The organism is Planococcus sp. 11815 (assembly GCF_051096385.1).
GTDB lineage: Bacteria > Bacillota > Bacilli > Bacillales_A > Planococcaceae > Planococcus > Planococcus citreus.
Map to the genome: position 1 here is coordinate 731,942 of NZ_CP096991.1, position 23,783 is coordinate 755,724.

Annotated in this window: 16 protein-coding genes and 1 pseudogene; 12 read left to right on the forward strand and 5 right to left on the reverse strand. The window is 48.2% G+C overall.

The annotated features are described in order from the left end of the window. The first annotated feature begins 33 nt into the window (after positions 1 to 33). The 5 genes from M1Q06_RS03770 to M1Q06_RS03790 all read left to right on the forward strand — a co-directional run bounded on the left by M1Q06_RS03770 (position 34) and on the right by M1Q06_RS03790 (position 9,205). Entirely contained in the window at positions 34 to 981 is a 948-nt protein-coding gene (locus M1Q06_RS03770; protein ID WP_434401703.1) for a carbohydrate ABC transporter permease, read from the forward strand. Next, the gene (locus M1Q06_RS03775) at positions 978 to 1,805 is read left to right on the forward strand and encodes a carbohydrate ABC transporter permease (protein ID WP_121300441.1); all 828 of its coding nucleotides are present in this window, start codon (positions 978 to 980) and stop codon (positions 1,803 to 1,805) included. Before M1Q06_RS03770 ends, M1Q06_RS03775 begins: the two co-directional genes overlap by 4 nt. Before the next feature lie 707 nt (positions 1,806 to 2,512). Next, positions 2,513 to 4,723 (forward strand): alpha-galactosidase, encoded by a 2,211-nt coding sequence (locus M1Q06_RS03780; RefSeq protein ID WP_434401705.1) that lies wholly within the window; start codon positions 2,513 to 2,515, stop codon positions 4,721 to 4,723. Positions 4,724 to 5,052: 329 nt separating this feature from the next. Further along, on the forward strand, positions 5,053 to 6,777 hold the full coding sequence (locus M1Q06_RS03785) for a glycoside hydrolase family 35 protein (protein ID WP_434401707.1): 1,725 nt from the start codon (positions 5,053 to 5,055) through the stop codon (positions 6,775 to 6,777). A 397-nt stretch (positions 6,778 to 7,174) separates the two neighbouring features. Then, positions 7,175 to 9,205 (forward strand): beta-galactosidase, encoded by a 2,031-nt coding sequence (locus M1Q06_RS03790; protein ID WP_434401709.1) that lies wholly within the window; start codon positions 7,175 to 7,177, stop codon positions 9,203 to 9,205. Between the two features lie 144 nt (positions 9,206 to 9,349). Here the strand turns inward: M1Q06_RS03790 and M1Q06_RS03795 are convergent, their stop codons facing one another. The 4 genes from M1Q06_RS03795 to M1Q06_RS03810 are packed head-to-tail and all read right to left on the reverse strand — an operon-like array spanning position 9,350 to position 14,168. After that, complete coding sequence (locus M1Q06_RS03795; protein WP_101189680.1) at positions 9,350 to 10,447, reverse strand: ABC transporter ATP-binding protein; 1,098 nt, start codon at positions 10,445 to 10,447, stop codon at positions 9,350 to 9,352. Between the two features lie 42 nt (positions 10,448 to 10,489). After that, on the reverse strand, positions 10,490 to 11,986 hold the full coding sequence (gene galT / locus M1Q06_RS03800; protein WP_434401712.1) for a UDP-glucose--hexose-1-phosphate uridylyltransferase: 1,497 nt from the start codon (positions 11,984 to 11,986) through the stop codon (positions 10,490 to 10,492). Continuing rightward, positions 11,983 to 12,984, reverse strand: a complete 1,002-nt coding sequence (gene galE, locus M1Q06_RS03805) for a UDP-glucose 4-epimerase GalE (RefSeq protein WP_434401714.1) — start codon at positions 12,982 to 12,984, stop codon at positions 11,983 to 11,985. The genes galT and galE overlap by 4 nt, the downstream gene beginning before the upstream one ends. Beyond that, positions 12,981 to 14,168 (reverse strand): galactokinase, encoded by a 1,188-nt coding sequence (locus M1Q06_RS03810; RefSeq protein ID WP_434401716.1) that lies wholly within the window; start codon positions 14,166 to 14,168, stop codon positions 12,981 to 12,983. The genes galE and M1Q06_RS03810 overlap by 4 nt, the downstream gene beginning before the upstream one ends. Positions 14,169 to 14,272: 104 nt before the next feature. Between M1Q06_RS03810 and M1Q06_RS03815 the strand changes: the two genes are divergently transcribed. Both M1Q06_RS03815 and M1Q06_RS03820 read left to right on the forward strand, forming a co-directional pair. Next, positions 14,273 to 15,424 carry an ROK family protein gene (locus tag M1Q06_RS03815; RefSeq protein ID WP_434401718.1) on the forward strand — a complete coding sequence of 384 codons (1,152 nt, stop codon included), beginning with the start codon at positions 14,273 to 14,275 and terminating at the stop codon, positions 15,422 to 15,424. A 51-nt stretch (positions 15,425 to 15,475) separates the two neighbouring features. Next, positions 15,476 to 16,522, forward strand: coding sequence for an aldose epimerase family protein (locus M1Q06_RS03820; protein ID WP_434401720.1), 1,047 nt, complete (start codon positions 15,476 to 15,478; stop codon positions 16,520 to 16,522). Between the two features lie 75 nt (positions 16,523 to 16,597). On the opposite strand, the pseudogene M1Q06_RS03825 reads toward M1Q06_RS03820, so the two are convergent. Continuing rightward, a pseudogene (locus M1Q06_RS03825) lies at positions 16,598 to 16,735 on the reverse strand (5-methyltetrahydropteroyltriglutamate--homocysteine S-methyltransferase); the annotation flags it as partial. Positions 16,736 to 16,852: 117 nt separating this feature from the next. Here M1Q06_RS03825 and M1Q06_RS03830 point away from each other — a divergent pair. The 5 genes from M1Q06_RS03830 to M1Q06_RS03850 all read left to right on the forward strand — a co-directional run bounded on the left by M1Q06_RS03830 (position 16,853) and on the right by M1Q06_RS03850 (position 23,602). Next, positions 16,853 to 17,845, forward strand: a complete 993-nt coding sequence (locus tag M1Q06_RS03830) for a LacI family DNA-binding transcriptional regulator (RefSeq protein WP_434401722.1) — start codon at positions 16,853 to 16,855, stop codon at positions 17,843 to 17,845. Positions 17,846 to 18,043: 198 nt separating this feature from the next. Further along, positions 18,044 to 19,294 (forward strand): extracellular solute-binding protein, encoded by a 1,251-nt coding sequence (locus M1Q06_RS03835; protein WP_434402811.1) that lies wholly within the window; start codon positions 18,044 to 18,046, stop codon positions 19,292 to 19,294. Between the two features lie 114 nt (positions 19,295 to 19,408). Then, positions 19,409 to 20,665 (forward strand): sugar ABC transporter permease, encoded by a 1,257-nt coding sequence (locus M1Q06_RS03840; RefSeq protein ID WP_274842154.1) that lies wholly within the window; start codon positions 19,409 to 19,411, stop codon positions 20,663 to 20,665. A 2-nt stretch (positions 20,666 to 20,667) separates the two neighbouring features. Then, positions 20,668 to 21,507, forward strand: coding sequence for a sugar ABC transporter permease (locus M1Q06_RS03845; RefSeq protein WP_274842153.1), 840 nt, complete (start codon positions 20,668 to 20,670; stop codon positions 21,505 to 21,507). A 34-nt stretch (positions 21,508 to 21,541) separates the two neighbouring features. Next, the gene (locus M1Q06_RS03850) at positions 21,542 to 23,602 is read left to right on the forward strand and encodes a beta-galactosidase (protein WP_434401725.1); all 2,061 of its coding nucleotides are present in this window, start codon (positions 21,542 to 21,544) and stop codon (positions 23,600 to 23,602) included. Positions 23,603 to 23,783 lie beyond the last annotated feature (181 nt).

Here is a 23,783-nt window from a genome sequence, read left to right on the forward strand (position 1 = left end):
GCTCAAGGTTTTTTTATAGGAGGAATGAGGAGCATGAGCCAACTAGGAACAAAGAAAGCCGAAGTGGATCTTCCGGTTCGCACTAAATACGAAGAGAGTAGGCGCCAAAAAACCGGTGTCTTTTTCAAGAAAAAAGTGGGTTGGCTGTTTATCATTGTCTCGGTCATCGCCATCACCATCTTCAACTTTTACCCGATGGTTCAAGCGTTCCTGCTGTCGTTTCAGTCAGGGATGGGCGCAAACCTAGAATATGTGGGGCTAGATAACTGGCGCAGATTGTTCGGCGACCCGACCTTTATCGCCGCGCTGACCAATACAACGATTTACTTGCTGATCCAAGTGCCGTTGATGATCGTCTTGGCCTTGTTCTTTTCGGTGTTATTGAATGACCCGAAATTGAAGTTCAAGAGCTTTTTCAGGATTGCGATCTTCCTGCCTTGTGTCACATCGCTCGTTGCCTATTCAGTCGTCTTTAAATACTTGTTTGGCATCGATGGCATCGTCAACCAATTTTTGCTCAATTTCGGTTTCATCCCACAGACGATCAACTTTTTAGCAGATCCGTTTTGGGCGAAAGTCGTCATTATCTTGGCGATTACATGGAGATGGACCGGCTATAACATGATTTTCTATTTGGCGGCTTTGCAAAACGTCGATAAATCGATTTACGAAGCGGCGAAAATTGATGGGGCCAGCTCGTTCCAGCAGTTTTTCCAAATTACGGTCCCGATGCTCAAGCCGATCATTTTGTTCACATCGATCACCTCGACGATCGGGACATTGCAAATCTTCGATGAAATCGTCAACATCACCAATGGCGGCCCAGGGAATGCAACGATTTCGATTTCGCAATACATTTACAACTTGTCATTTGAATACACGCCTGACTTCGGTTACGCGTCAACCGTTTCCTATGTCATCGTAATTCTCGTGGTGATCCTTTCAATTATCCAATTCAGAGTGGCGGGTGAGAAAAAATGAACAGCTTAAAACGAATCTTCATCTATACGTTTCTCAGTGTCGCGGCGATTGTTTCCATTTTCCCATTCCTATGGATGCTCACCAGCATCACCAATAAATCGGTCGATGTGACGCAAGGGCGTTTACTTCCGGGAACGCATTTAATCGAAAACTTGAAAACCCTTTTCGCAACAGTGGACATCGTTCCAGCTTTGATCAATTCTTCCATTATCGCGATCATTACGACCTTTTTGACGCTGTTATTGGCCTCGCTTGCCGGCTATGGGTTTGAAATCCACCGCAGCAAAGGAAAAGACATCATTTTCACCATTTTGCTGTTGTCGATGATGATTCCGTTTGCGGCGATCATGATTCCTTTATACCGCATGTTCGGCAGCATCAGCGAAACGGCACCGCTTATCGGCATCGACTCGCTCGGTGCAGTCATTTTGCCGACAGCGACGACGGCGTTCTTCATTTTCTTCTTCCGCCAAAACACCAAGATGTTCCCGAAAGATTTGGTGGAAGCGGGACGCATCGATGGCTTGAGTGAGATCGGCGTGTTTTTCCGAATCTACGTGCCAACGATGAAAACGACTTACGCAGCTGCGGCGATCATTGCCTTCATGAACAGCTGGAATAACTATTTATGGCCATTGGTCATTTTGCAGTCGCCAGAAAAACGGACGATTCCGCTCTTGATCTCCAATCTCGGCTCGAGCTACTCGCCGGACTATGGCGTCATCATGTCAGCGATCGTCATTGCAACATTGCCGACAGCGCTTGTATTCTTCCTCATGCAGAAGCACTTTGTTGCAGGCATGATGGGCTCGGTTAAGGGTTAAATGAAAGTCAGCTTTAAGTGTTGTCAATAAGCTCCAGAAAATCGTATTTTCCGAAGCTTATCGCTCGCTTTCCGTGGGGCGGGAATCGGGCCTCCTCGTCACTAAAACCGTGTGCTCAACTCTCACTGCGTTCGAGCATCGCAAGAAAATCGTTGCTCCCACATCTGCAAGCAGATGCGTCGCAAATGAATGTGCTCAGCATAGCTTCGCTCATTCATTGCCTGCGGAGTCTCTCAAACCCGCTAGTCCCACAGGAGTCGAGCAAACGCTTCTCCAAATACTCAGCTAGCACATTGATCTTTGAATGCAGAAATAGGATTCACATTTTTCATTCATAGAGGCTTGTGGACTTCTTTAAAACTCTAAAAAGTTAGTTTAATGGGGCATGTCATTAGTTAAAGACGTGTTGCCTTAAACGCCGCTTCGGCCGCTTTGGGCATGGTTCCCGCAAGAAGCCAGGAAAACCACCTGTCTTCTTGCTTCGCCTAGCCCGTGGCTGCGCCGGCGCTAGTGAATGCATTAAACAAAAGCAACTCTACTTTTCAACAACTACTGCCAATTCAGATATGAAGCAAAATAGCGTAGACTCTGCAAACCCGTGACGACATTGAGCGCCAGCTGCATGATCCATATCTTGTGGCCGCGAAAACAAAGCTGCTTTGCGGAATATCAACACAACTTCTAAAAGTTCAAGTAGGAGGTAAATTGTGCCGATTTTATATAACGACGCCACACGTGAGTTTCATCTGAAAACCGAGAAGACCAGCTATATTTTCAGCATCTTGAAAAATGAACAGCTCGGCCAGCTGTATTACGGTAAAAAACTGCGCCACCGGGACTCGTTCGAGCGCTTGTTTCATATCGAGGAAATGCCGAATACCGCTTGCGTTTACGAAGGCGACTTGGTGTTTTCGCTTGATATCCTCAAGCAGGAGTATCCGGCATACGGAACGACGGATTTCCGCGAGCCGGCGTACCAGGTGCTGCAACAAGGTGGCAGCCGCATCACGAACTTCGTCTATCAAAATCACACCATCCATCAAGGAAAAAACAAGCTCGCTGGCTTGCCCGCGACATATGTCGAGCAAGACGAAGAAGCGACCACCTTGGAGATTTCTTTGTACGACGAAGCGATCGATGTGGAGATCCAGCTGTCCTACAGCGTCTTTGAACAACTGAACGCGATTACCCGCTCCGCCCGCTTTATCAATCACGGCCAAGGAGACGTCAATTTGACGAGAGCAATGAGTGCCAGCCTCGATTTGCCGGATTCGGATTTCGAGATGGTGCAATTGTCCGGTGCGTGGGTCAGGGAGCGCCATATCCACAACCGCAAATTGGTGCCAGGCCTTCAAAGCATCAGCAGCACGAGAGGCACGAGCAGTGCGCATCAAAATCCTTTTCTGGCACTGAAGCGCCCATCGACCACCGAGCATCACGGCGAAGTGTATGGCGTGAGTTTGGTCTATAGCGGCAATTTTCTGGCGCAAGTGGAAGTCGACCATTACGACGTGACGCGATTGATGATCGGCATTAACCCATTTGATTTTAATTGGCTATTGGAAAGCGGCGAAAGTTTCCAAACGCCAGAAGTGGTGATGGTCTACTCGGCAGATGGCTTGAACGATATGAGCCAGACGTATCACAAGTTGTACCGTAGCCGTTTGGCGCGCGGAACATGGCGCGACCGGGAACGCCCAGTGTTGATTAATAACTGGGAAGCGACGTATTTTGATTTCGATGAAACGAAAATTTTGGAACTCGCGAAGTCTTCCAAGGATTTGGGCGTAGAGCTGTTCGTCCTGGATGACGGCTGGTTCGGCAAGCGCGATGCAGACACGACGTCTCTCGGCGATTGGTTTGAAGACAAGCGCAAATTGCCGAGCGGCATCAGCCAATTGGCGAAAAACATTGCCGACTTGGGAATGAAATTCGGTTTGTGGTTCGAACCGGAAATGGTCTCGAAAGCAAGCGAATTGTACAAAGCGCATCCGGACTGGATCCTTCATGTGCCGAATCGCAAAAGCTCGCATGGCCGCAATCAACTTGTGTTGGATTTCTCCCGCCAGGAAGTGGTGGATTATATCCACGGCTTGGTAGCAGGCGTGCTGCGCGATGCACCGATTTCTTATGTGAAATGGGACATGAACCGCTATATGACAGAAGTCGGTTCATTGGAATTGCCGGCGAACCGCCAGCGGGAAGTCGCCCACCGCTACATCCTCGGCGTGTATTCCTTGTACGAACGATTGACTTCGGAATTTCCGGGTGTCTTGTTCGAATCCTGTGCAGGAGGCGGGAGCCGCTTCGACCCAGGAATGCTTTATTACGCGCCGCAAGGATGGACGAGTGATGACACCGATGCGGTCGAGCGCTTGAAGATCCAATACGGCACGTCGATGGTCTATCCGATCAGCTCGATGGGCACGCATGTCTCTGCAGTGCCGAATCATCAAGTGGGTCGCATCACGAGCCTGAAGACGCGGGCAGATGTCGCGTATTTTGGCGCATTCGGCTACGAACTTGATGTCACGAAGATGGACGAGGAAGACAAAGCCATCGTTACAGAGCAAATCGCTTTCTATAAAGAAAACCGTTCGCTCATTCAAAAAGGCCGATTCTACCGGATAGCCAGCCCGTTCGCAGAAGACGGCAACGTGACGAGCTGGGTGGTCGTGTCAGATGACCAGAGCGAAGCGGTATTCGGTTATTACCAAGTCTTGGCCAAACCGAACCCTGGATATGCACGCGCATTCTTCAAAGGGCTCAACCCCGAATTCGAATACGCCATCGACGGGATCGACGATACGTTTTACGGGGATGAATTGATGGGAGCAGGCGTGCAGCTCAACCGCTACCGCAAAAATCAACATCCGAGTGATTTTTCTTCTATTATTTTTAAATTAACGCGAGTTTAGATAATATTGAAAGCTTACACCGCACCGGTCGCTTAGTCCTTGGGCGTATCGAGCTGGATAACTACTATCAAAAGGTTAATAAAAGCTATCTAGAGTATGGAGCAAAACAACGGAGACTCCCGTGGGACAGCGAGACAGCCGAGACCCCGCAGTCGCGAAGCGACGAGGAGGCTTGGCGCGAGCCCACAGGAAATGAATAAGCGATGGGAAGCGGAGCTTATTCATTTGCGATGCTCGAACAGAGTGAGAGTTGAGCAAAGCTTTGAGGAGTTGTTTTGCGTAATACTGGCTATTGAAAACTATCTTCATCTTACATAGGAGGCGTCGATGTGCTGACTGCTAAAAACGGATCGTTTTATTTTGAAGGAGAGCCATTCCAAATATTGTCAGGAGGCATGCATTATTTCCGCACCGTGCCTGAACAATGGGAAGACCGTTTGCAGAAATTAAAAGCGCTCGGGTTGAATACGGTCGAAACCTATATTCCGTGGAATTTCCATGAACCAAAAAAAGGCCAATTCCACTTTTCCGGAATGGCGGATATCGAAGGCTTTATCGAGCTGGCACATCGCTTAGGACTGTATGTCATCTTGCGCCCGGCGCCGTATATTTGCGCAGAGTGGGAAATGGGCGGCTTGCCGTCCTGGCTGATGAAAGACAAAAACCTGGTGTTGCGAAGCAGCGATCCCGCTTTTCTTGGACATGTGGAAGATTATTTCGCGGAGTTGCTGCCGAAATTCAAAAAACACCTGTACCAAAACGGTGGCCCGGTCATCGCCATGCAGATCGAAAACGAGTACGGCGCATACGGCAACGATTCGGCCTACCTTGATTTCTTTAAAGCACAATACGAACACCACGGGCTCGATACGTTCTTGTTCACCTCAGACGGCCCGGACTTTATCACGCAAGGCTCGATGCCGGATGTGACGACGACCTTGAACTTCGGATCGCGTGTGGACGAGTCATTCCAAGCACTTGATGCCTTCAAACCGGATTCGCCGAAAATGGTGGCTGAGTTTTGGATCGGCTGGTTTGATTATTGGTCCGGGGAACATACCGTTCGCAGCGGGGACGACGTCGCTTCAGTGTTCAAGGAAATCATGGAAAAGAACATCTCGGTCAATTTCTATATGTTCCACGGCGGTACGAACTTTGGCTTCATGAACGGAGCCAATCATTACGATGTTTATTACCCGACGATCACCAGCTACGATTACGACAGCTTGCTGACAGAAGGCGGGGCGATCACCGAGAAATACAAGGCGGTCAAAAAAGTCTTGAGCGAGTACAGGGAAGTACCAGCTGATTTCGAGGAGAACGTCTCTGCGAAAACGTATGGAACTACTACGCTGACCGAATCGGCTAGTTTGTTCGATGTGTTGGAAACGATCAGCGACAAGGTCGAGCATATTGTGCCGCTGTCGATGGAAGATATCGGCCAGGCTTACGGCTACACACTTTACCGCACGACCGTTAATCGGCGGGGCGAACTGAAAGTCAGCTCAAAAGATATCCGCGACCGCGGGTTTATTTACATCAACGGCCGCCATGTGGCAACGACATATATCAACGACGAGGAAAAAATGATGACACTCGATTTTCCGGAAGCGGTGAACACGCTCGAGATTCTTGTGGAAAATATGGGGCGCGCCAATTACGGAGAGCATTTGACCGACCCGAAAGGCTTAGTCAACAATTTATGGCTCGGCGAACAGTATTTCTTCCACTGGGACATGTTCAAAGTGGAGCTCGAGCAGTTGCCGGAAAGCTACGGAGCGGGAGAAGACCCGCGCTTCCCGAAATTCTTCCGCGGGTCGTTCGATGCCGAAGAAGGCTTGGATACGTATGTCGACACGCAAGGATTCACAAAAGGCAATGTCTTCATCAACGGCTTTAACCTCGGCCGCTACTGGAACACCGCCGGCCCGCAGCAACGATTGTACTTGCCAGGCCCATTATTGAAAAAACAACACAACGAAATCGTCGTTTTGGAACTGGAACAGACAACAACGGATCAAATCCAATTGCTGGATGAGCCGAAGCTTGACTGAAAACTAATGCTAAGAAGATGTTGTCCGTTTTTCCCTAATTTATAAGATATGGAGCGAAACAGCGTAGAAAACCGTACTGCACAATAATGCTGCGCATTACATCGCAAAAGAAACTGCTCCCACAGCGCTGCGCACTGCGTCGCAAAGGATTGACCTTGCAAGCTTCGGTCAACACCTTTCCCGCGGGAAAGCGAAGTGCCGAAATCCACTTGGGCGTCTAAGCCCAAGTTAGTTCGGTGCAAGCCCGCAGGAAATGAATAAGCGAAGGGAAGCTGAGTTTATTCATTTGCGATGCTCGAACATAGTGAGAGTTGAGCAAAGTGTTTTAAGAAGCTGCTTCGCGGAATATCGATGGTGAAAATTCTCGGTTCAACATACATAGAAGGGATGGAATCAAATGATCAACGATAAATTGCCGAAGATTTGGCACGGCGGGGACTATAACCCGGAACAATGGGATTCACAAGAAATTTGGGACGAAGACGTGCGCATGTTCAAGCTTGCTGGCATCGACGTCGCTACGTTAAACGTCTTTTCATGGGCGCTCAATCAGCCGAACGAAGACACATACAACTTCGAATGGCTCGATGATAAAATCAACCGCTTGTACGAAAATGGCATTTACACATGCCTCGCTACAAGCACGGCAGCGCATCCTGCGTGGATGGCGAAAAAATACCCCGACGTATTGCGCATTGATTTCTACGGCAGAAAACGCAAATTCGGCAGCCGCCACAACTCGTGCCCGAACAGCCCGACTTACCGCGAGTATTCCGAGAAAATCGCCGACAAACTAGCCGAGCGCTACAAAGATCATCCGGCGGTCTTGATTTGGCATGTGTCTAATGAATACGGCGGCTATTGCTATTGCGACAATTGCCAGGACGCTTTCCGCGTTTGGCTGAGCGATAAATACGGCACGCTTGAAAAGCTTAACAAAGCTTGGAACACCGGCTTCTGGGGCCACACGTTCTACGAATGGGACGAAATCGTCGCCCCGAATATCTTGAGCGAAGAGCGTGAAGACAACGTTTCAGACTTCCAAGGGATTTCTCTTGATTACCGCCGCTTCCAGTCGGACAGCTTGCTTGATTGCTATAAGCTCGAATACAACGCAATCCGTAAGCATACGCCGAACATCCCGATCACGACAAACTTGATGGGCACCTACCCGATGCTCGATTACTTCAAATGGGCGAAAGAAATGGACGTTGTGTCGTGGGATAACTACCCAGCGATCGATACGCCGTTCAGCTATACGGCGATGACGCACGATTTGATGCGCGGATTGAAGAGCGGGCAGCCGTTCATGCTCATGGAGCAGACGCCGAGCCAGCAAAATTGGCAGCCGTACAACTCCTTGAAGCGCCCGGGCGTCATGCGCTTGTGGAGCTATCAGGCAATCGGCCGCGGGGCGGATACGATCCTTTATTTCCAACTGCGCCGTTCAGTCGGAGCTTGCGAGAAATACCACGGCGCAGTCATTGAACATGTCGGACACGAAAATACGCGTGTCTTCAACGAAGTGGCGCAAATCGGAAGTGAGTTCAACCAGTTGGGCGATACTTTGCTCGATGCGCGGGTCAACGCCAAAGTCGCGATCGTCTTTGACTGGGAAAACCGCTGGGCGACAGAGCTGTCGAGCGGTCCATCCGTGTCACTGGATTATGTCAATGAAGTCCATAAATACTACGACGCGCTGTATAAATTGAATGTCCAAGTCGATATGGTCGGTGTCGAAGAAGATTTGAGCCAATACGATATCGTCATCGCACCAGTCCTTTATATGGTGAAAGAAGGTTACGCAGCGAAAGTCGAGCGATTCGTCGAAAACGGCGGTACGTTTATCACGACCTTCTTTAGCGGCATCGTCAACGAAACGGATATCGTCACACTTGGCGGTTACCCAGGCGAATTGCGCAAGGTGCTTGGCATTTGGGCAGAAGAAATCGACGCATTGCATCCGGACGAAACGAATGAAATCGTCGTGAACGGATCGCGTGGAAGCCTGAACGGCAGCTATTCCTGCAATTTACTGTTCGACTTGATCCACACAGAAGGCGCACAAGCGGTTGCTGAATACGGCTCTGATTTCTACCAAGGCATGCCGGTCCTCACCGTCAATGAGTTCGGAAAAGGAAAAGCCTGGTATGTGGCCTCGAGCCCAGACGCAGAGTTCTTGGTCGATTTCCTGCAAACCGTATGCGAAGAAGCAGGCGTCGAGCCCTTGCTTTCGGTACCGCAAGGCGTCGAAACGACCGAACGCGTCAAAGACGGCCAGACCTATTTGTTCGTATTGAACCACAACAACAAAGCAGAATCGATCGACTTGAAAGACAGCCAGTATAAAGAACTGCTGACTGCCCAGCAATTGAGCGGAACAGTGGAACTTGAAGCAAAAGGCGTCTTCATCTTAGCGAAAGTATAAGAATATATAATAGAAACAATCAAAAACCCATGCACAGCGCCCGGCTGTTGGAAATCAATCCAACGGTTGGGGGCAGGTGCATGGGTTTTTATTGTTAAAAGTTTTCGAGAAAAAACCCGGCCAGAACTCTGGCCGGGTTTCCTTTTATTTAATACGCAATTCTGATTCGCTATCGAAGAAATGGGCTTTATTCATATCGAAGGCCATGTCGATCGTCTGGCCGGATTCTACATTGAAGCGGGCATCGACGCGTGCGACGAAATCCTGTTCGTTCACATTCGAATAAAGAATGATTTCCGAGCCCATCAATTCCGCCACTTCTACATAAGCTTTCACTTTTGTATGCGGTGAATGGTCGAGGAACAAAGGTTCATCGTGGATGTCTTCCGGACGAATGCCGAGAACGATTTCCTTATCTTTATAGCCTTGGTCGCGCAGTGTCGCAAGCTTGCCTTCAGGGACGAGCACTTTGACATCGCCCATGACGAACGAATCGCCAACGATTTTCCCGCGCAGGAAGTTCATGGACGGCGAACCGATGAAACCGCCGACAAACATATTGTCCGGCTTGTCGTATACTTCTTTTGGTGAGCCGACTTGCTGGATAAAGCCATCTTTCATGACAACAAGGCGTGTCGCCATCGTCATCGCTTCTGTCTGGTCGTGCGTGACATAAATAGTCGTCGTCTGCAGGCGGCGATGCAGCTTTTGGATCTCGGTGCGCATCTGTACGCGCAGTTTGGCATCCAAGTTGGACAATGGCTCATCCATCAAGAACACTTCTGCATCGCGCACGATGGCACGCCCGAGAGCGACACGCTGACGTTGTCCGCCTGAGAGCGCTTTCGGTTTGCGGTCCAGATAAGCATCAAGGCCGAGAATGCTGGAAGCGTTGGCCACGCGTGACTTGATTTCATCTTTCTTCATTTTACGCAGTTTCAAGCTGAACGCCATATTGTCGTAAACGCTCATATGCGGATACAATGCATAGTTCTGGAACACCATGGCGATGTCGCGGTCTTTCGGTGAAACGTCGTTGACGCGTCTTTCGCCGATGTACAAATCGCCGTCTGTGATTTCTTCCAAGCCTGCGATCATGCGCAAAGTAGTGGACTTGCCGCAGCCTGAAGGCCCGACGAGTACTAGAAACTCTTTATCGCGGATTTCCAAATTGAAGTCCTGAACAGATACGACCCCTTTTTCGTATTCTTTTCGTATATTCGTTAAAGTTAAGCCTGCCATCTAAATCCCTCCCGTGTATGTAAGTGCTTTGTGTAATCGTTGTTAAATGGTTTTTGCTGTTTGTTCGTTGACGGCGTGGATAAATCGTTTGAATGCTTGTTGTTCTTTCAGCACACCGGCGTCTTCGAGGATACGTACGAATTTCTTGCCCAGTTCTTCCCGCACGAGCGCTTCGGCATGTTCGTGGCTCGCGATGGGGCCGTATTGCGCTTTCAATTGCTCCGCCCAATCGAGGTGAGCGGGTTCTACGTGGTTTGATTTGCCGAGCAGGAATTCCTGGATTTGTTCCAGTTCCTGTTTCAAGCGCGGCGGCAGGACAGCGAGCCCCATCACTTCGATCAAGCCGATATTCTCTTTTTTGATGTGATGGACATCTGCATGCGGATGGAAGATCCCGGCAGGATGCTGCTCTGTCGTGCGGTTGTTTCTCAATACCAAATCGATTTCGAATAGACCGTCGCGTTTTCTGGCAATCGGCGTGATCGTATTATGCGGCGTATCCCCACTAAAGGCAAGGACATCTGCCGCTTCGTCCGAATACTGCTTCCAAATTTGCAAAATCTCATCTGCGGCATTCACCAGCTCATCAATATGACCGCTTTTCAAGCGGATGACCGACATCGGCCAGTTGACGACAGATGCCCGTAGGCCTGGGAATGAATCCAAGCGGAACGTAAACGCATCTTCAGCGCGGGTCATGGCGAATTCGTAACGGCCCGCCTGGTAATGGTCATGGCTCAGGATGGATCCGCCGACGATCGGCAAATCGGCATTCGAACCGACAAAGTAATGAGGAAACTGTTCGGTAAATCTCAGCAATTGTTCAAATCCGCCGCGGTCGATTTTCATGTCGCGGTGTTCTTCGGAAAGAAGGATGCTATGTTCATTATAATAGACGTACGGTGAATACTGAAAGTACCAATTTTCCCCGGTGAGCGGAATTTTGATGACACGGTGGTTAGCGCGTGCGGGATAGCCGATTCGCCCCACGTAACCTTCGTTTTCCTTGCACAATAAACATTTCGGGTAGCTGAGCGTTTGCTTCATTTCGCGTTCACGTTTGATCTGTTCCGGGTCTTTTTCAGGTTTGGACAAATTGATCGTAATGTCCATCTTGCCGTAAGGGCTGTCGTGTTGATAGGAAATGTTTTTTCGGATCCGGTTCATTTGAATGTAATTGCTGTTTTGGCTCAGTTCGTAAAAATAATCGGTCGCAGCGATTGGCGATTCAGCGTATTTTTCGTTGAATGCGGCGTTGATGGCAGATGGCCTGGCGACGAAGCAGTTCATGATATTCGCCGACAGCATTTCCTTGTCGTCCAATAAGTCCTCGATGACACCATTTTCAACTGCGTAGTCGTTGAGCGCTTCCAATAGATTTGGAATGGTGTCGTCTGTTGGTTCGACAGCTTCTTCCGGGAAAGCGTCCAATTGAAGCAAGTGCATCGCTTGGTTGCGGGCGTAATCGATATCGTCTTTTGCAATCAATCCAGTGGCCAAGGCTTTTTGAATAAGTCCAGCAAGGGTGTGGTGGATCATATATTGACCTCTTCTCCGTAGCCTGCAGGATGGGCGGAATGCCAATTCCAGGCATCTTCAATGATTTTCGTCACCGAGGTATGGCTTGGATGCCAGCCGAGAATGCGCGTCGCTTTTTCGGTGCTGGCGACCAGAATGCTTGGATCGCCTGCCCGACGCGGCCCGATTTTGACAGGGATTTCTTTGCCGGTGACAGAGCGCGCAGCGGAAATCATTTCATTGACTGAAAATCCTTGGCTGCTGCCGAGGTTGAAGACATCGTTTTCTCCGCCCTTGCGTAAGTAGTCGAGTGCTAATAAGTGGGCGTTGACGAGATCTTCGATATGGACGTAGTCGCGGATGCACGTGCCGTCCGGCGTGTCGTAATCGTCGCCGAAGACTGTGATTTCCTTTCGTTGCCCGAGGGCTGCCTGCAAAATGATCGGGACGAGATGGGATTCGGGGCGGTGGTCTTCTCCGATTTCGCCTGTCGCCCGTGCGCCTGCTACATTGAAGTAGCGCAAGGAAACGAATTTCAAGTCATGGGCAACAGAAGTCCATTTCATCATTTTTTCCATGGTCAGCTTGGTTTCGCCGTAAGTGTTAGTCGGCTGGGTCGGCATCGTTTCAGTGATCGGCACGGATTCTGGCTCTCCGTAAGTCGCGGCTGTAGAAGAAAAGACGATGTTCTTGACGCCGTGTTTTGTCATGGCCTGCAACAGCACCTGGGTGCCGTAGACATTATTGTCAAAGTACTTTAACGGATTTTCCATTGATTCGCCGACCAGGGAGTTGGCCGCAAAATGAAGAACTTCGTCGATTGACTCGTTTTCGAATACGGTATCCAAGAAGTCCGCGTCCCGGATATCGCCTTCGTAAAAAACAGCTTCCGGGTGGACCGCTTGTCGGTGCCCGTTCTCCAAATTATCGACGACCACGACTTGCATGCCTTGGTCGATCAATTGATAGACCGCGTGAGAACCGATATAGCCTGCTCCGCCTAATACCAATACACTCATAATTGCCACTCCTCTACCAGCTCTTTTGCGCCATCCGAAACTTTCGCTTCGTAAAACGCTGGGGGATAGCCGAAATCTTCGCTATAGACTGTTGTCAGTGTTTTTTTGAAACTGTCGATCTGTGCTCGCTCGACGATCGCAATCGCACAGCCGGCGAATCCCGCCCCGGTCATCCGTGCGCCGATGACACCGGGATGGCTCCAGGCCGTTTCTGCGATTTTATCGAGTTCCGCTCCCGTAACTTCGTAATCATCACGAAGGGAGACGTGGGAGGCGTTCATCAGTTTTCCGAACGCTTCGATATGGCCTTGCTCCAGTTCGCTGAGCGCAAGCACGGTCCGTTCATTTTCGTGGACGGCGTGCTTGGCGCGTTTGCGGTTGATGTCGTTTGTGATCAATTGCTTGTGCTGTTCGAATTGTTCGCCGGTCAGTTCGCCCAGGCTTTCGATTGGCAATTGTTTCTGTAGATCCGCCAAAGCCTGTTCGCATTCGCTGCGGCGTTCGTTGTATTTGGAGCCGGCGAGCGTCCGTTGTTTATTGGAATTGATGATGACGATTTCATAGCCGTTCAATTCGACCGGTGCGTAACTGAATTCCAGCGTTTGGCAATCCAGCAGCATCGCGTGGTCTTTTTTGCCTTTGCCGATGGCGAACTGGTCCATGATGCCGCTGTTGACGCCGAGGTAATCGTTTTCAACTTTCTGCCCAAGGCGAATCATCTGCAGCCGATCGATCTCCAACTCGAATAGCTCTTCTAGCACAACGCCCGTCGCCATTTCGATGGAAGCGGAAGAGGAGAGGCCAGCGCCGTTTGGAATGTCGCCATAAAATAGGATATCCATCCCCGAGGAAATCGTAAAACCGTGTTCGATGAAGATGTGAATCATGCCTTTCGGAAAGTTCGCCCAGTCGTGATCGGGATTGAACGTTAAATCACTAAGTGTACACTCAATGATGCCAGCATCCGGAAAGTTCATTGAATAAAAACGCAATGTTTGGTCAGTGCGCTTGCGGGCGATCGCGTAAGTGCCGAGTGAGATGGCCGCCGGGAACACGTGGCCGCCGTTGTAATCGGTATGTTCACCGATCAAATTAATGCGGCCGGGTGCGAAGAATGATCGCGGTGTGTCAGTGGTCTGAAAGATATCCTGGTAGTTTTGCAACAAGTCTGGCTGTGTCATCATGTCCCTCCAATACTTTGTAAATTAATTTAATTAACATAAGTATATGGTATTTTGTTAAACTATTCAATAAAGAAACTGAAAACTTTAAAAACGGAGGAATCAGCATGCGCCAAGGCAGCTTTCAGTGGATGAAATCGATGAACAAATCGATCATCCTCAATAAAATCAGAACGCAAGGGCCGATCTCCAGGGCGCAGATTGCGCGCGAGACCAACTTGACACGCCCGACCGTGAGCAGCAATGTCAAAGAACTGATCGACCAGAACATTGTCGAAGAAAGCGATGTCGGCCAATCGCAAGTCGGCCGCAAACCGACCATGCTGGTCATCAATCACGGCGCTTTCTGCATTCTTGGAGTGGATGCCGGCCCGGATACCATCAAGTGCGTCGTTTCGGATCTTTCCGGAAAAGTTCTTGAGAGAGCCGAAACGCAATTACAATTGCCAATCGATAATGGAGGATTTCTTCATGCCTTGAAAAACTCGATTCAGGAATGCCTGGTGAAAACGTCAGGCAAAGATGTCATGGGCATCGGTGTGGCCATGCACGGGGTGGTGGATGTCGAGACCGGCGTGTCACTGGTCGCACCGAATTTAGGGCTTACCGATATTCCGATCAAAGAAGAGCTTGAGAACACTTTCGGCCTGGAAGTGAAAGTGGAAAATGATGCACGCGCCATGGCGCTTGGGGAATTCTGGTTTGGGGATCACGGCGAACTTGAGAGCATGCTCGCGGTCAATATCGGGCGCGGTGTGGGGGCGGGGTTGATCATCGACGGAAAGCTGTATCACGGTTCTTCTGACATCGCAGGGGAGATTGGCCATATGACGATCGATTTGCACGGTCAAGTATGTGAATGCGGTAACCGCGGCTGCCTGCAGACTTTTATCGCCGGCCCGGCCATTTCGCGGAAAATCAACGAACAGCTAGCGGAATCTTTGACTGCGGAGCAAGTCTTTGAACGGGCATTAGGCGGTGATGAAGCATGCATCGAAGTGCTGTCACAAGCCGGCAGCGCTCTAGGTGTCGGGCTGACCAATCTGATCCATATAGTCAATCCCGAAAAAATCATTCTCGGAGGCGGTGTTTCCAAAGCACAGCAATTTCTACTCCCGGCGATCCGTGAAACGATTCGCGCGTCTGCATTGACGCAATCGGCAAGCCAGACAAAAGTGGAGATTACCAAGCTTGGCGACGACGCCACGTTAATCGGCGCAGTGACGCTGCTATTGGTGGACGTTTTTGAACTGACATAAAGTGAATGAGTCGTTTGAGATGATAAGAAGATTGGAAGGGAGATAAACAAAATGGCAATTACGAAAAAAGCATTCGGCCAGATCAATGGCCAAGATATCACGCGCTATACATTGACGAATAACAAGGGCTTTCAGGTATCCTGTCTCGACTACGGCTGCATCATTACGGAAATCCTGGCACCAGACCGAGATGGCTTGCTGGAGAATGTCGTGCTAGGCTTCGATACATTGGAAGAATACGGAAGTAATACGCATTATTTCGGCGCTATTGTCGGCCGTTTTGCCGGGCGCATTCAAAAAGGCGCTTTTACAATAGAAGGAACGGATTATCAGCTCGCCCAGAATTCCAACGGCCAGCATTTGCACGGCGGTCCTGGCGGCTTTCACGCGGCCGTCTGGAAAACGAAAATGATTGAAACCGAAAACGAGTCGATCGTAGAACTTACCCATTTCAGCCCGGACGGAGAAGAAGGGTTTCCTGGGAATCTAACGATGACGGTTCGCTACATCGTGAAAAACGATGAAAATCAATTGACGATTTCCTACTTCGCGAACTCCGATAAAACGACCTTGCTGAACGTCACCAACCATTCCTATTTCAATTTGAGCGGCGATTTAAAGCGGACGATTGTGGAACATCAACTGACCATCCCAAGCGGCCACTACGCAGAGTTAAACAGCGACATGCTGCCGACGGGGAAACTGGTGCCGGTAGAGGAAGATCCGCTATTTGATTTTCGCAAGGGCAGAACCATCCGCGAAGGGACAGACTCCCAGCATCCTCAAATCGAACTGGTCGGCGGCGGCTATGACCATCCGTTCCTATTGGATAAAGAAGCCAAGCCTGTAATTGAGCTTAAAGACGAGGAAAGCGGGCGCGGCTTGCAGGTCGAAACGACAGAACCAGCAGTCGTCTTGTACACCGCCAACCATATCGGCGGTTCGTATTCATTCAAAGGCGTGGCGGCGCAAAACCAGCTCGGGCTATGCCTCGAAACACAAGGCATGCCAGATTCCATCCATCATCCGCATTTTCCTTCTGCGATATTGAAAGCAGAGGAAGCGTTTGAGTCGCGGACTGTGTATCGGTTTGTGTAGTAGTGCTGTCCCTGTGCACCACACAATTATTCCAAACAAAAAGGCAAGCGCAAATTTGCGCTTGCCTTTTCTGATTCACTCTCCGAAAATCTCTGCAGAAACTTCCACGATGTAGCGCAGTTTGTCCCATTGCTGATCTTCTGTGAGGAGATTGCCATGGTGAGTCGAAGCGAAACCGAATTGCGGGTTGATAAATAGCTGTTCGAGCGGCAAACTTTGGACCAACTATACTAATGTTTCCGAAGGAATTAATATAGCTTGACAATCAAGTAAAAAAGAGTAAAAATTAAGTAAAACAATTTACTTGATTTAAAAGTGGAGGTGGAATCATTGGCTACAATTAAAGATATTGGTGAAAAGACTGGATTTTCTATTTCTACGGTTTCACGCGTACTTAGCAATGACCAAAGCTTATCAGTTCCTGAAGAAACTCGGGAAAAGATATTCGAGGCAGCGGAACAGTTGAACTATCGTAAAAAAACAGTGAAGTCACTTGTGAAAAATATCGCTTTTTTATATTGGTTGACTGAGAGAGAAGAATTGGAAGATGTCTATTTCAAGACCATGCGTATTGAAATAGAGAAAATGGCCAAGTTATCCAATGTAGAATTGACGACTTATAAAATAGATGGTGGACTCGGTCAGATTCCAGACAACATTGAGGGGTTTATCGCAGTCGGAACATTCTCGGATAAAGAAATTGCACATCTGCGACACCTCACGCCTCACGGTGTCTTTATTGATTCAACCCCTGATCCAGAACATTTCGATTCGGTTAAACCGGATTTGGCCCAAATTACTAGAAAAACGATTGATTTCCTGATTGAAAAAGGCCATCAGAACATTGGGTTCATCGGGGGAACTTACCATAACCCGAATACTGATGGAGACGAAATGGACATTCGTGAACAGACTTTCCGTGAGCATATGGAGAGAAAAGGTCTGCTTCAGGATCGCTTTGTATATTGTCATAGAGGGTTTTCAGTAGACAATGGCTATCACCTGATGACTAAGGCTATTGATGAGTTAGGCGATCAACTTCCAACAGCTTTCTTTATTGCAGCAGACCCGATTGCTGTAGGCTGCCTCCAGGCTTTGAATGAACGAGGAATCCAAATACCCAAAAGGGTCAGTGTCGTCAGCATCAATAACATCAGCATCGCTAAATACATCTCACCTCCCTTGACTACATTCCATATCGATATGGCGGAAATTTGTAAGAACGCTATTTCTTTATTGCTTGAGCAATTACTGGAAAAACGAAAATGCACGAAGACCTTATACTTAGGGGCAAGCATGATTGTAAGAAAAAGCACGAACTAGAAAACAGCCTAGTAAATAGGCTGTTTTTATTTTCGTAAAAATATTCAATATTTTTAGTAAAATAATTGTTTACAGTTTTTTCTAACAATGCTATATTAAATTTCAGGAAGCGCTTTCAACAGAAACTTGTGAGAGAGTTTCGAAAATGACTTGAGAGGGTGTTTATTCGTGAAGAAATATACTAAGTATGCAGGGTTAATGAGTGGAGTCGCTATAAGCTTATCTTTGGCTGCGTGTGGGCCGCAAGAGAGCGGGGGAGGCACTTCTGGAACGGGCGCTGCAGAAGAACAGAACCGTGAACTAATTATTTGGGAAGACATCGAAAAAACTGACGGAATTCAAGCTGCTGTCGACCAGTTTGAAGAAGAGAATGATGTAACCATTACAATTGTCGAGAAACCCTATGCACAGCAGATAGAAGATTTGCGTTTGGATGGGCCAGGAGGAACAGGGCCGGATGTGTTGACCATGGCGGGAGATCAGATTGGCACAGCCGTCATTGAAGGGCTGGTCAAAGAAGTGGCTGTAGGAGAGGAAGTTCAATCCATTTATACTGATGCAGCAATGCAATCACAAATGGTTGATGGAAAAGTCTATGGTTTGCCTAAAGCAGTAGAGTCTACAATTCTTTACTACAACAAAGATTTGATTGCTGAAGAAGAATTGCCGGCCACGCTTGAAGAATGGTACGAATATTCGAAGGAGACTACAACGGGTGACCAGTTTGGATTCCTGGCATTATTTGACCAGATCTACTATGCACAAAGTGTTATGAGCGGTTATGGCGGCTATATCTTTGGACAGGACGCCGATGGAAACTATGATCCGAGTGATATTGGTTTGAACAACGAAGGGTCTTTGGAAGGTGCAAACTACATCCAGAAGTTTTATGAAGAAGATTTGTTCCCAGCTGGAATAATTGGGGAGCAGGGTATTAACGTGTTGGAATCTTTGTTCACCGAAGGTAAGGCGACAGCCATCATTTCGGGCCCTTGGAACGTTGATCCGTTTACAGATGCCGGCGTTAACTTCGGGATGACCAAATTGCCTGAATTGGACAATGGAGAAAACATGAGTTCATTCATTGGAGTAAAGAGCTATAACGTCAGTGCTTATTCGGAGAATGCTGAACTTGCTGAAGAGCTGCTAGTATTCCTAGCGAATGAAGAAAACTCCCGGACACGTTTTGAAGAAACACAGGAAGTTCCTGCAGTAGAAGCTTTGGCTAATGATCCCGTCGTTGCTGAAAGTGAAGTTGCACAAGCGGTAGCGGAGCAATCAATCTTTGCAGAATTGACGCCGAATATTCCTTCTATGAATGAAGTATGGACACCAGCAGATTCTGCATTGCAGACAATTGCAACTGGAAAAGCCCAGCCAGAAGAAGCACTGAACCAGGCTGTTGAAACAATAGAGGGGCAAATTGAAGCCACTCATGGCGGCAACTGATTAGCGATAGCAGCAACAAATGGTGTCAAACGTCAAGGCGGTTTGACGCCATTTGTTGTAAAGGCCGGTAAACATGCGGGTTTGCCGGGCCATACATAAAAAGAGGTGAAGAAAGTGCAAGCACGTAAAATAGCCTTATTGTTATCAATTCTACCGGGATTTGGCCAATTTTATAATAGGCAGTGGATTAAAGGGCTCTTGTTTCTCGGTTTTGGTATATCCTTCTTTTTAGTGTTCGGAGATCTCTTGAACATGGGATTTTGGGGACTTGCTACACTCGGCACAGAAGTCCCACGAGATAATTCGATTTTTCTTTTGGCAGAGGGTCTTATAGCAGTAATCGTGACGATTTTTGGACTTGCTTTTTACTACGTGAATTTAAGAGATGCCTATAAAAACGGCAAATTGCGTGATGAAAATAAACCGTTGAGCTCGTTGAAAAGTGATTATCAAAACTTAATTGCGCAAGGCTATCCATATTTAATTAGTGGCCCATCATTGTTCATTCTGATTTTTGCGGTTATTTTCCCGATCCTCTTCAGTTTTGCACTGGCTTTTACAAATTATGATTTGTATCATTCCCCACCGGCTAATCTAGCCGACTGGGTTGGGTTTGACACCTTTGCGAAAATTTTCACCGTCGATATTTGGCGCTCGACTTTTTTCAGTGTGCTCGGCTGGACTGTAATCTGGACACTTGTCGCTTCAACGCTTCAAGTCGCTCTAGGAATTTTCATGGCCGTGTTGGTCAATCAAAAAGATCTTCGTTTCAAGAAGTTTTACCGGACAGTGCTTGTTTTGCCTTGGGCTGTTCCTGGATTCGTTACCATTTTAATTTTTGCCGGTTTGTTTAACGACAGCTTCGGGGCCATCAATAACGATATCTTGGCTATGGTGGGCATCGATGCAATTCCTTGGCTAACAGACGAAAATTGGAGCAAGGTAGCATTGATTCTTATGCAGGGATGGCTCGGCTTTCCATTTATTTTCTTGGTCACGACTGGGGTGCTTCAATCGATTCCGGATGATCTTTATGAAGCTGCCCGAATTGACGGCGCGTCCATTTTTGCGCAATTCCGCAATATCACCATGCCAATGATTTTAATCGCCACAGCACCGGTGATAATTACGCAGTTTACTTTCAACTTCAATAATTTCAATATCATCTATCTCTTTAATGGCGGGGGGCCTGCTGTACCGGGATCCACTGCCGGAGGGACCGATATACTCGTATCGTGGATCTATAAGCTGACCTTGCAATCAAGCCAATATTCACTGGCAGCTGCATTGACGATACTTTTGTCTGTATTCGTTATCGCGATTGCGTTATGGCAGTTCAGACGGACTGATGCATTTAAGGAGGGTGCTTGAAAATGAATAAAGGAAAATTTTTTCGTCTTCTAGTTTCCCATTCAATTTTGATTGTTATGGCGGTCATTATTATTTATCCGCTGCTGTGGACGGTGGGGGCGAGCTTTAACCCTGGAAATAGTTTAATCAGCACGACGATGATCCCCCAAAATCCGACATTGGACCATTACCGGGAGCTGTTTGCAGGAAGTGAGAGCTTGCAGTATGTCCAATGGTATTTAAATTCCTTAAAGATCAGCTTGTTTACCATGCTCGGTTCGGTCATCTGTGTTTCTTTTACCGCTTATGCTTTTTCACGTTTCCGTTTTAAAGGCAGACAAAATGCGTTGACGCTGTTCCTGTTGCTGCAAATGATTCCACAGTTCTCTGCTTTGATCGCGCTTTTCGTTTTGGCGCAAATTCTGGGAATGATGAACAGCCACTGGCTATTGATCTTGCTCTATATTGGCGGATTGATTCCACTGAACACGTATTTGATGAAGGGCTATATGGATTCCATCCCGATGGATCTGGACGAAAGCGCCAAAATAGATGGCGCAAGCAACACGAGAATTTTTCTGCAGATTATCATGCCTTTATCAAAGCCGATGATCGCGGTCGTGGCGATGACAGGATTTACAGGACCTCTGGGAGACTTCATCCTGGCATCGACGATTCTGCGATCGCCTGAATATTATACATTGCCGATCGGCCTCTACAATTTGGTCAATGATGTGATGGGGGCAAGCTTTACGACCTTTGCTGCCGGTGCTATTTTGATCAGCATCCCGATCGCCATCATTTTCCTCCTGCTGCAAAAGAACTTTGTGTCAGGTTTAACGGCAGGCGGAACAAAAGGCTGACAGCCCAAACTGCAGCACCTGGAAGGAGAACATTATGCCTATAAATGAAAAAACCTATACTACTGCGGCTGATTTCATGCTGCATGGTGGAGACTACAATCCCGACCAATGGTTAGACCATCCGGAAATTTTAGAAGAAGACCTGAAGCTAATGAAGCTTTCAGGCAGCAACACGTTCTCAGTAGGCATCTTCGCCTGGAGTACGCTCGAACCGGAAGAAGGCCAGTTTCATTTTGAATGGCTGGATAGCATTATCGATAACATCCATAGCATCGGCGGCCGGGTCATTTTAGCGACGCCAAGCGGAGCGCGACCAGCGTGGATGTCGCAAACATACCCGGAAGTTTTGCGGGTCGACGGATCGCGTGTCCAGCAATTGCACGGAGGGCGGCACAATCATTGTTTCACTTCGCCGATTTACCGCGAAAAAACGGCCAAGATAAATCGAATGCTTGCGGAACGCTACGGCAAGCATCCGGCTTTGCTCATGTGGCACATTTCAAATGAATACGGCGGCGAATGCCATTGCGACAGATGCCAGGATGCGTTCAGAAGCTGGTTGAAAGACAAATACGAGGGCGACTTGAAAGCTTTGAACGATTCTTGGTGGGGGCCATTTTGGAGCCATACGTTTAACCATTGGTCGCAAATCGAATCGCCATCTCCAATTGGCGAGAATATGGTGCACGGCTTGAATTTGGATTGGAAACGTTTTGTGACAGACCAAACGATTTCTTTTTTTGAAAATGAAGTGACAGCGATCAAGGAATTGACCCCGAATATTCCGGTCACCACAAATTTCATGGCGGATACACATGATTTGATTCCTTTCCAAAGCTTGGATTACAGCAAATTCGCGAAGCATTTGGACGTCATCAGCTGGGACGCATATCCAGCGTGGCACAACGATTGGGAAACGACCGCGAACTTGGCGATGAAAGTCGGCTTTATCAATGATTTATACCGCAGCTTGAAGCAACAGCCTTTTTTGTTGATGGAATCTACGCCAAGTGCTGTCAACTGGCACAAGGTCAACAAAGCCAAACGGCCAGGCATGCATTTGCTGTCTTCGATGCAGATGGTGGCGCATGGCTCGGACAGCATCCTGTATTTCCAATGGCGCAAATCACGCGGTTCTTCGGAAAAATTCCACGGAGCGGTCGTGGACCATGACAACAGCGCAGAAAACCGTGTCTTTAAAGAAGTAGCGAAAGTCGGAGAGACTTTAGGCAAACTGTCCCAAGTGGTTGGAAGCAATCGCCCTGCAGATGTTGCCATTCTTTACGACTGGGAAAGTAATTGGGCGCTTGACCATGCCCAAGGCTACGGAACTGAAACAAAATCCTACCCACAAACTTTGCAGGAGCATTACCGGCCATTTTGGGAACAGGATGTTCCGGTCGATGTGGTTACGAAAGAACAAGAATTTTCAGGTTATAAATTGCTTATAGTACCGATGCTGTACTTGGTAAGTGAAGAAACAATTGCGCGGCTGAAGCGCTTTGCAGCAGACGGGGGCACAGTGGTAATGACTTATATTAGCGGGATCGTCAACGAGTTCGACCTAACGTATTTGGGAGGATGGCATCAAGATCTGCAAGATATTTTTGGCATCAATCCGGTTGAAACGGATACGCTTTATCCAAGCGATAGAAATGCAATCCAGTACGGCAACCGTTCCTACGTGTTGAAGGATTACGCAACAGTGGTGGAAAATCATTCTGCGGATGTCGTCGGAACTTACGAAGAGGATTTTTATGCCGGGACTCCAGCGGTAACAAGCAAGCATTATGAAAAAGGACGGACTTACTATATCGGCGGTCGTTTGGAAGAGCAGTTTCACCGCGATTTCTATCAAGAGTTGATCCGCGAATTGTCGCTCGAAGCAGTATTCCCGGTTACCCATGGTCCGGGTGTCTCGGTTCAGGTGCGCCAGGACGCCGATCAAGACTACGCCTTCGTCATGAATTTCACCGAACAGCAACAAATCGTATCAATCAATTCGGCAGTGAAAGACTTGGTGACGGGTGAGGATCTATCGGGCGAGCTTGCTTTGGCGCAGTATGAAGTGCGGATTTTAGCCATAACCAACTAAAATAGATTTAGCATTGCTCCGGTTTGGAAAATCTAGTTTTTCCGAAGTGAACTATTGGGGATTCAGTGCTAAGCGTCGGACAAAAAAGTTTAAAAAATCCTATATGTAAATGTCACTGGCATCCGCTCTTAATAGGAAATCTGTTGAGCGGATGTTTTTGATTAAGGGTCTAATATTCAAG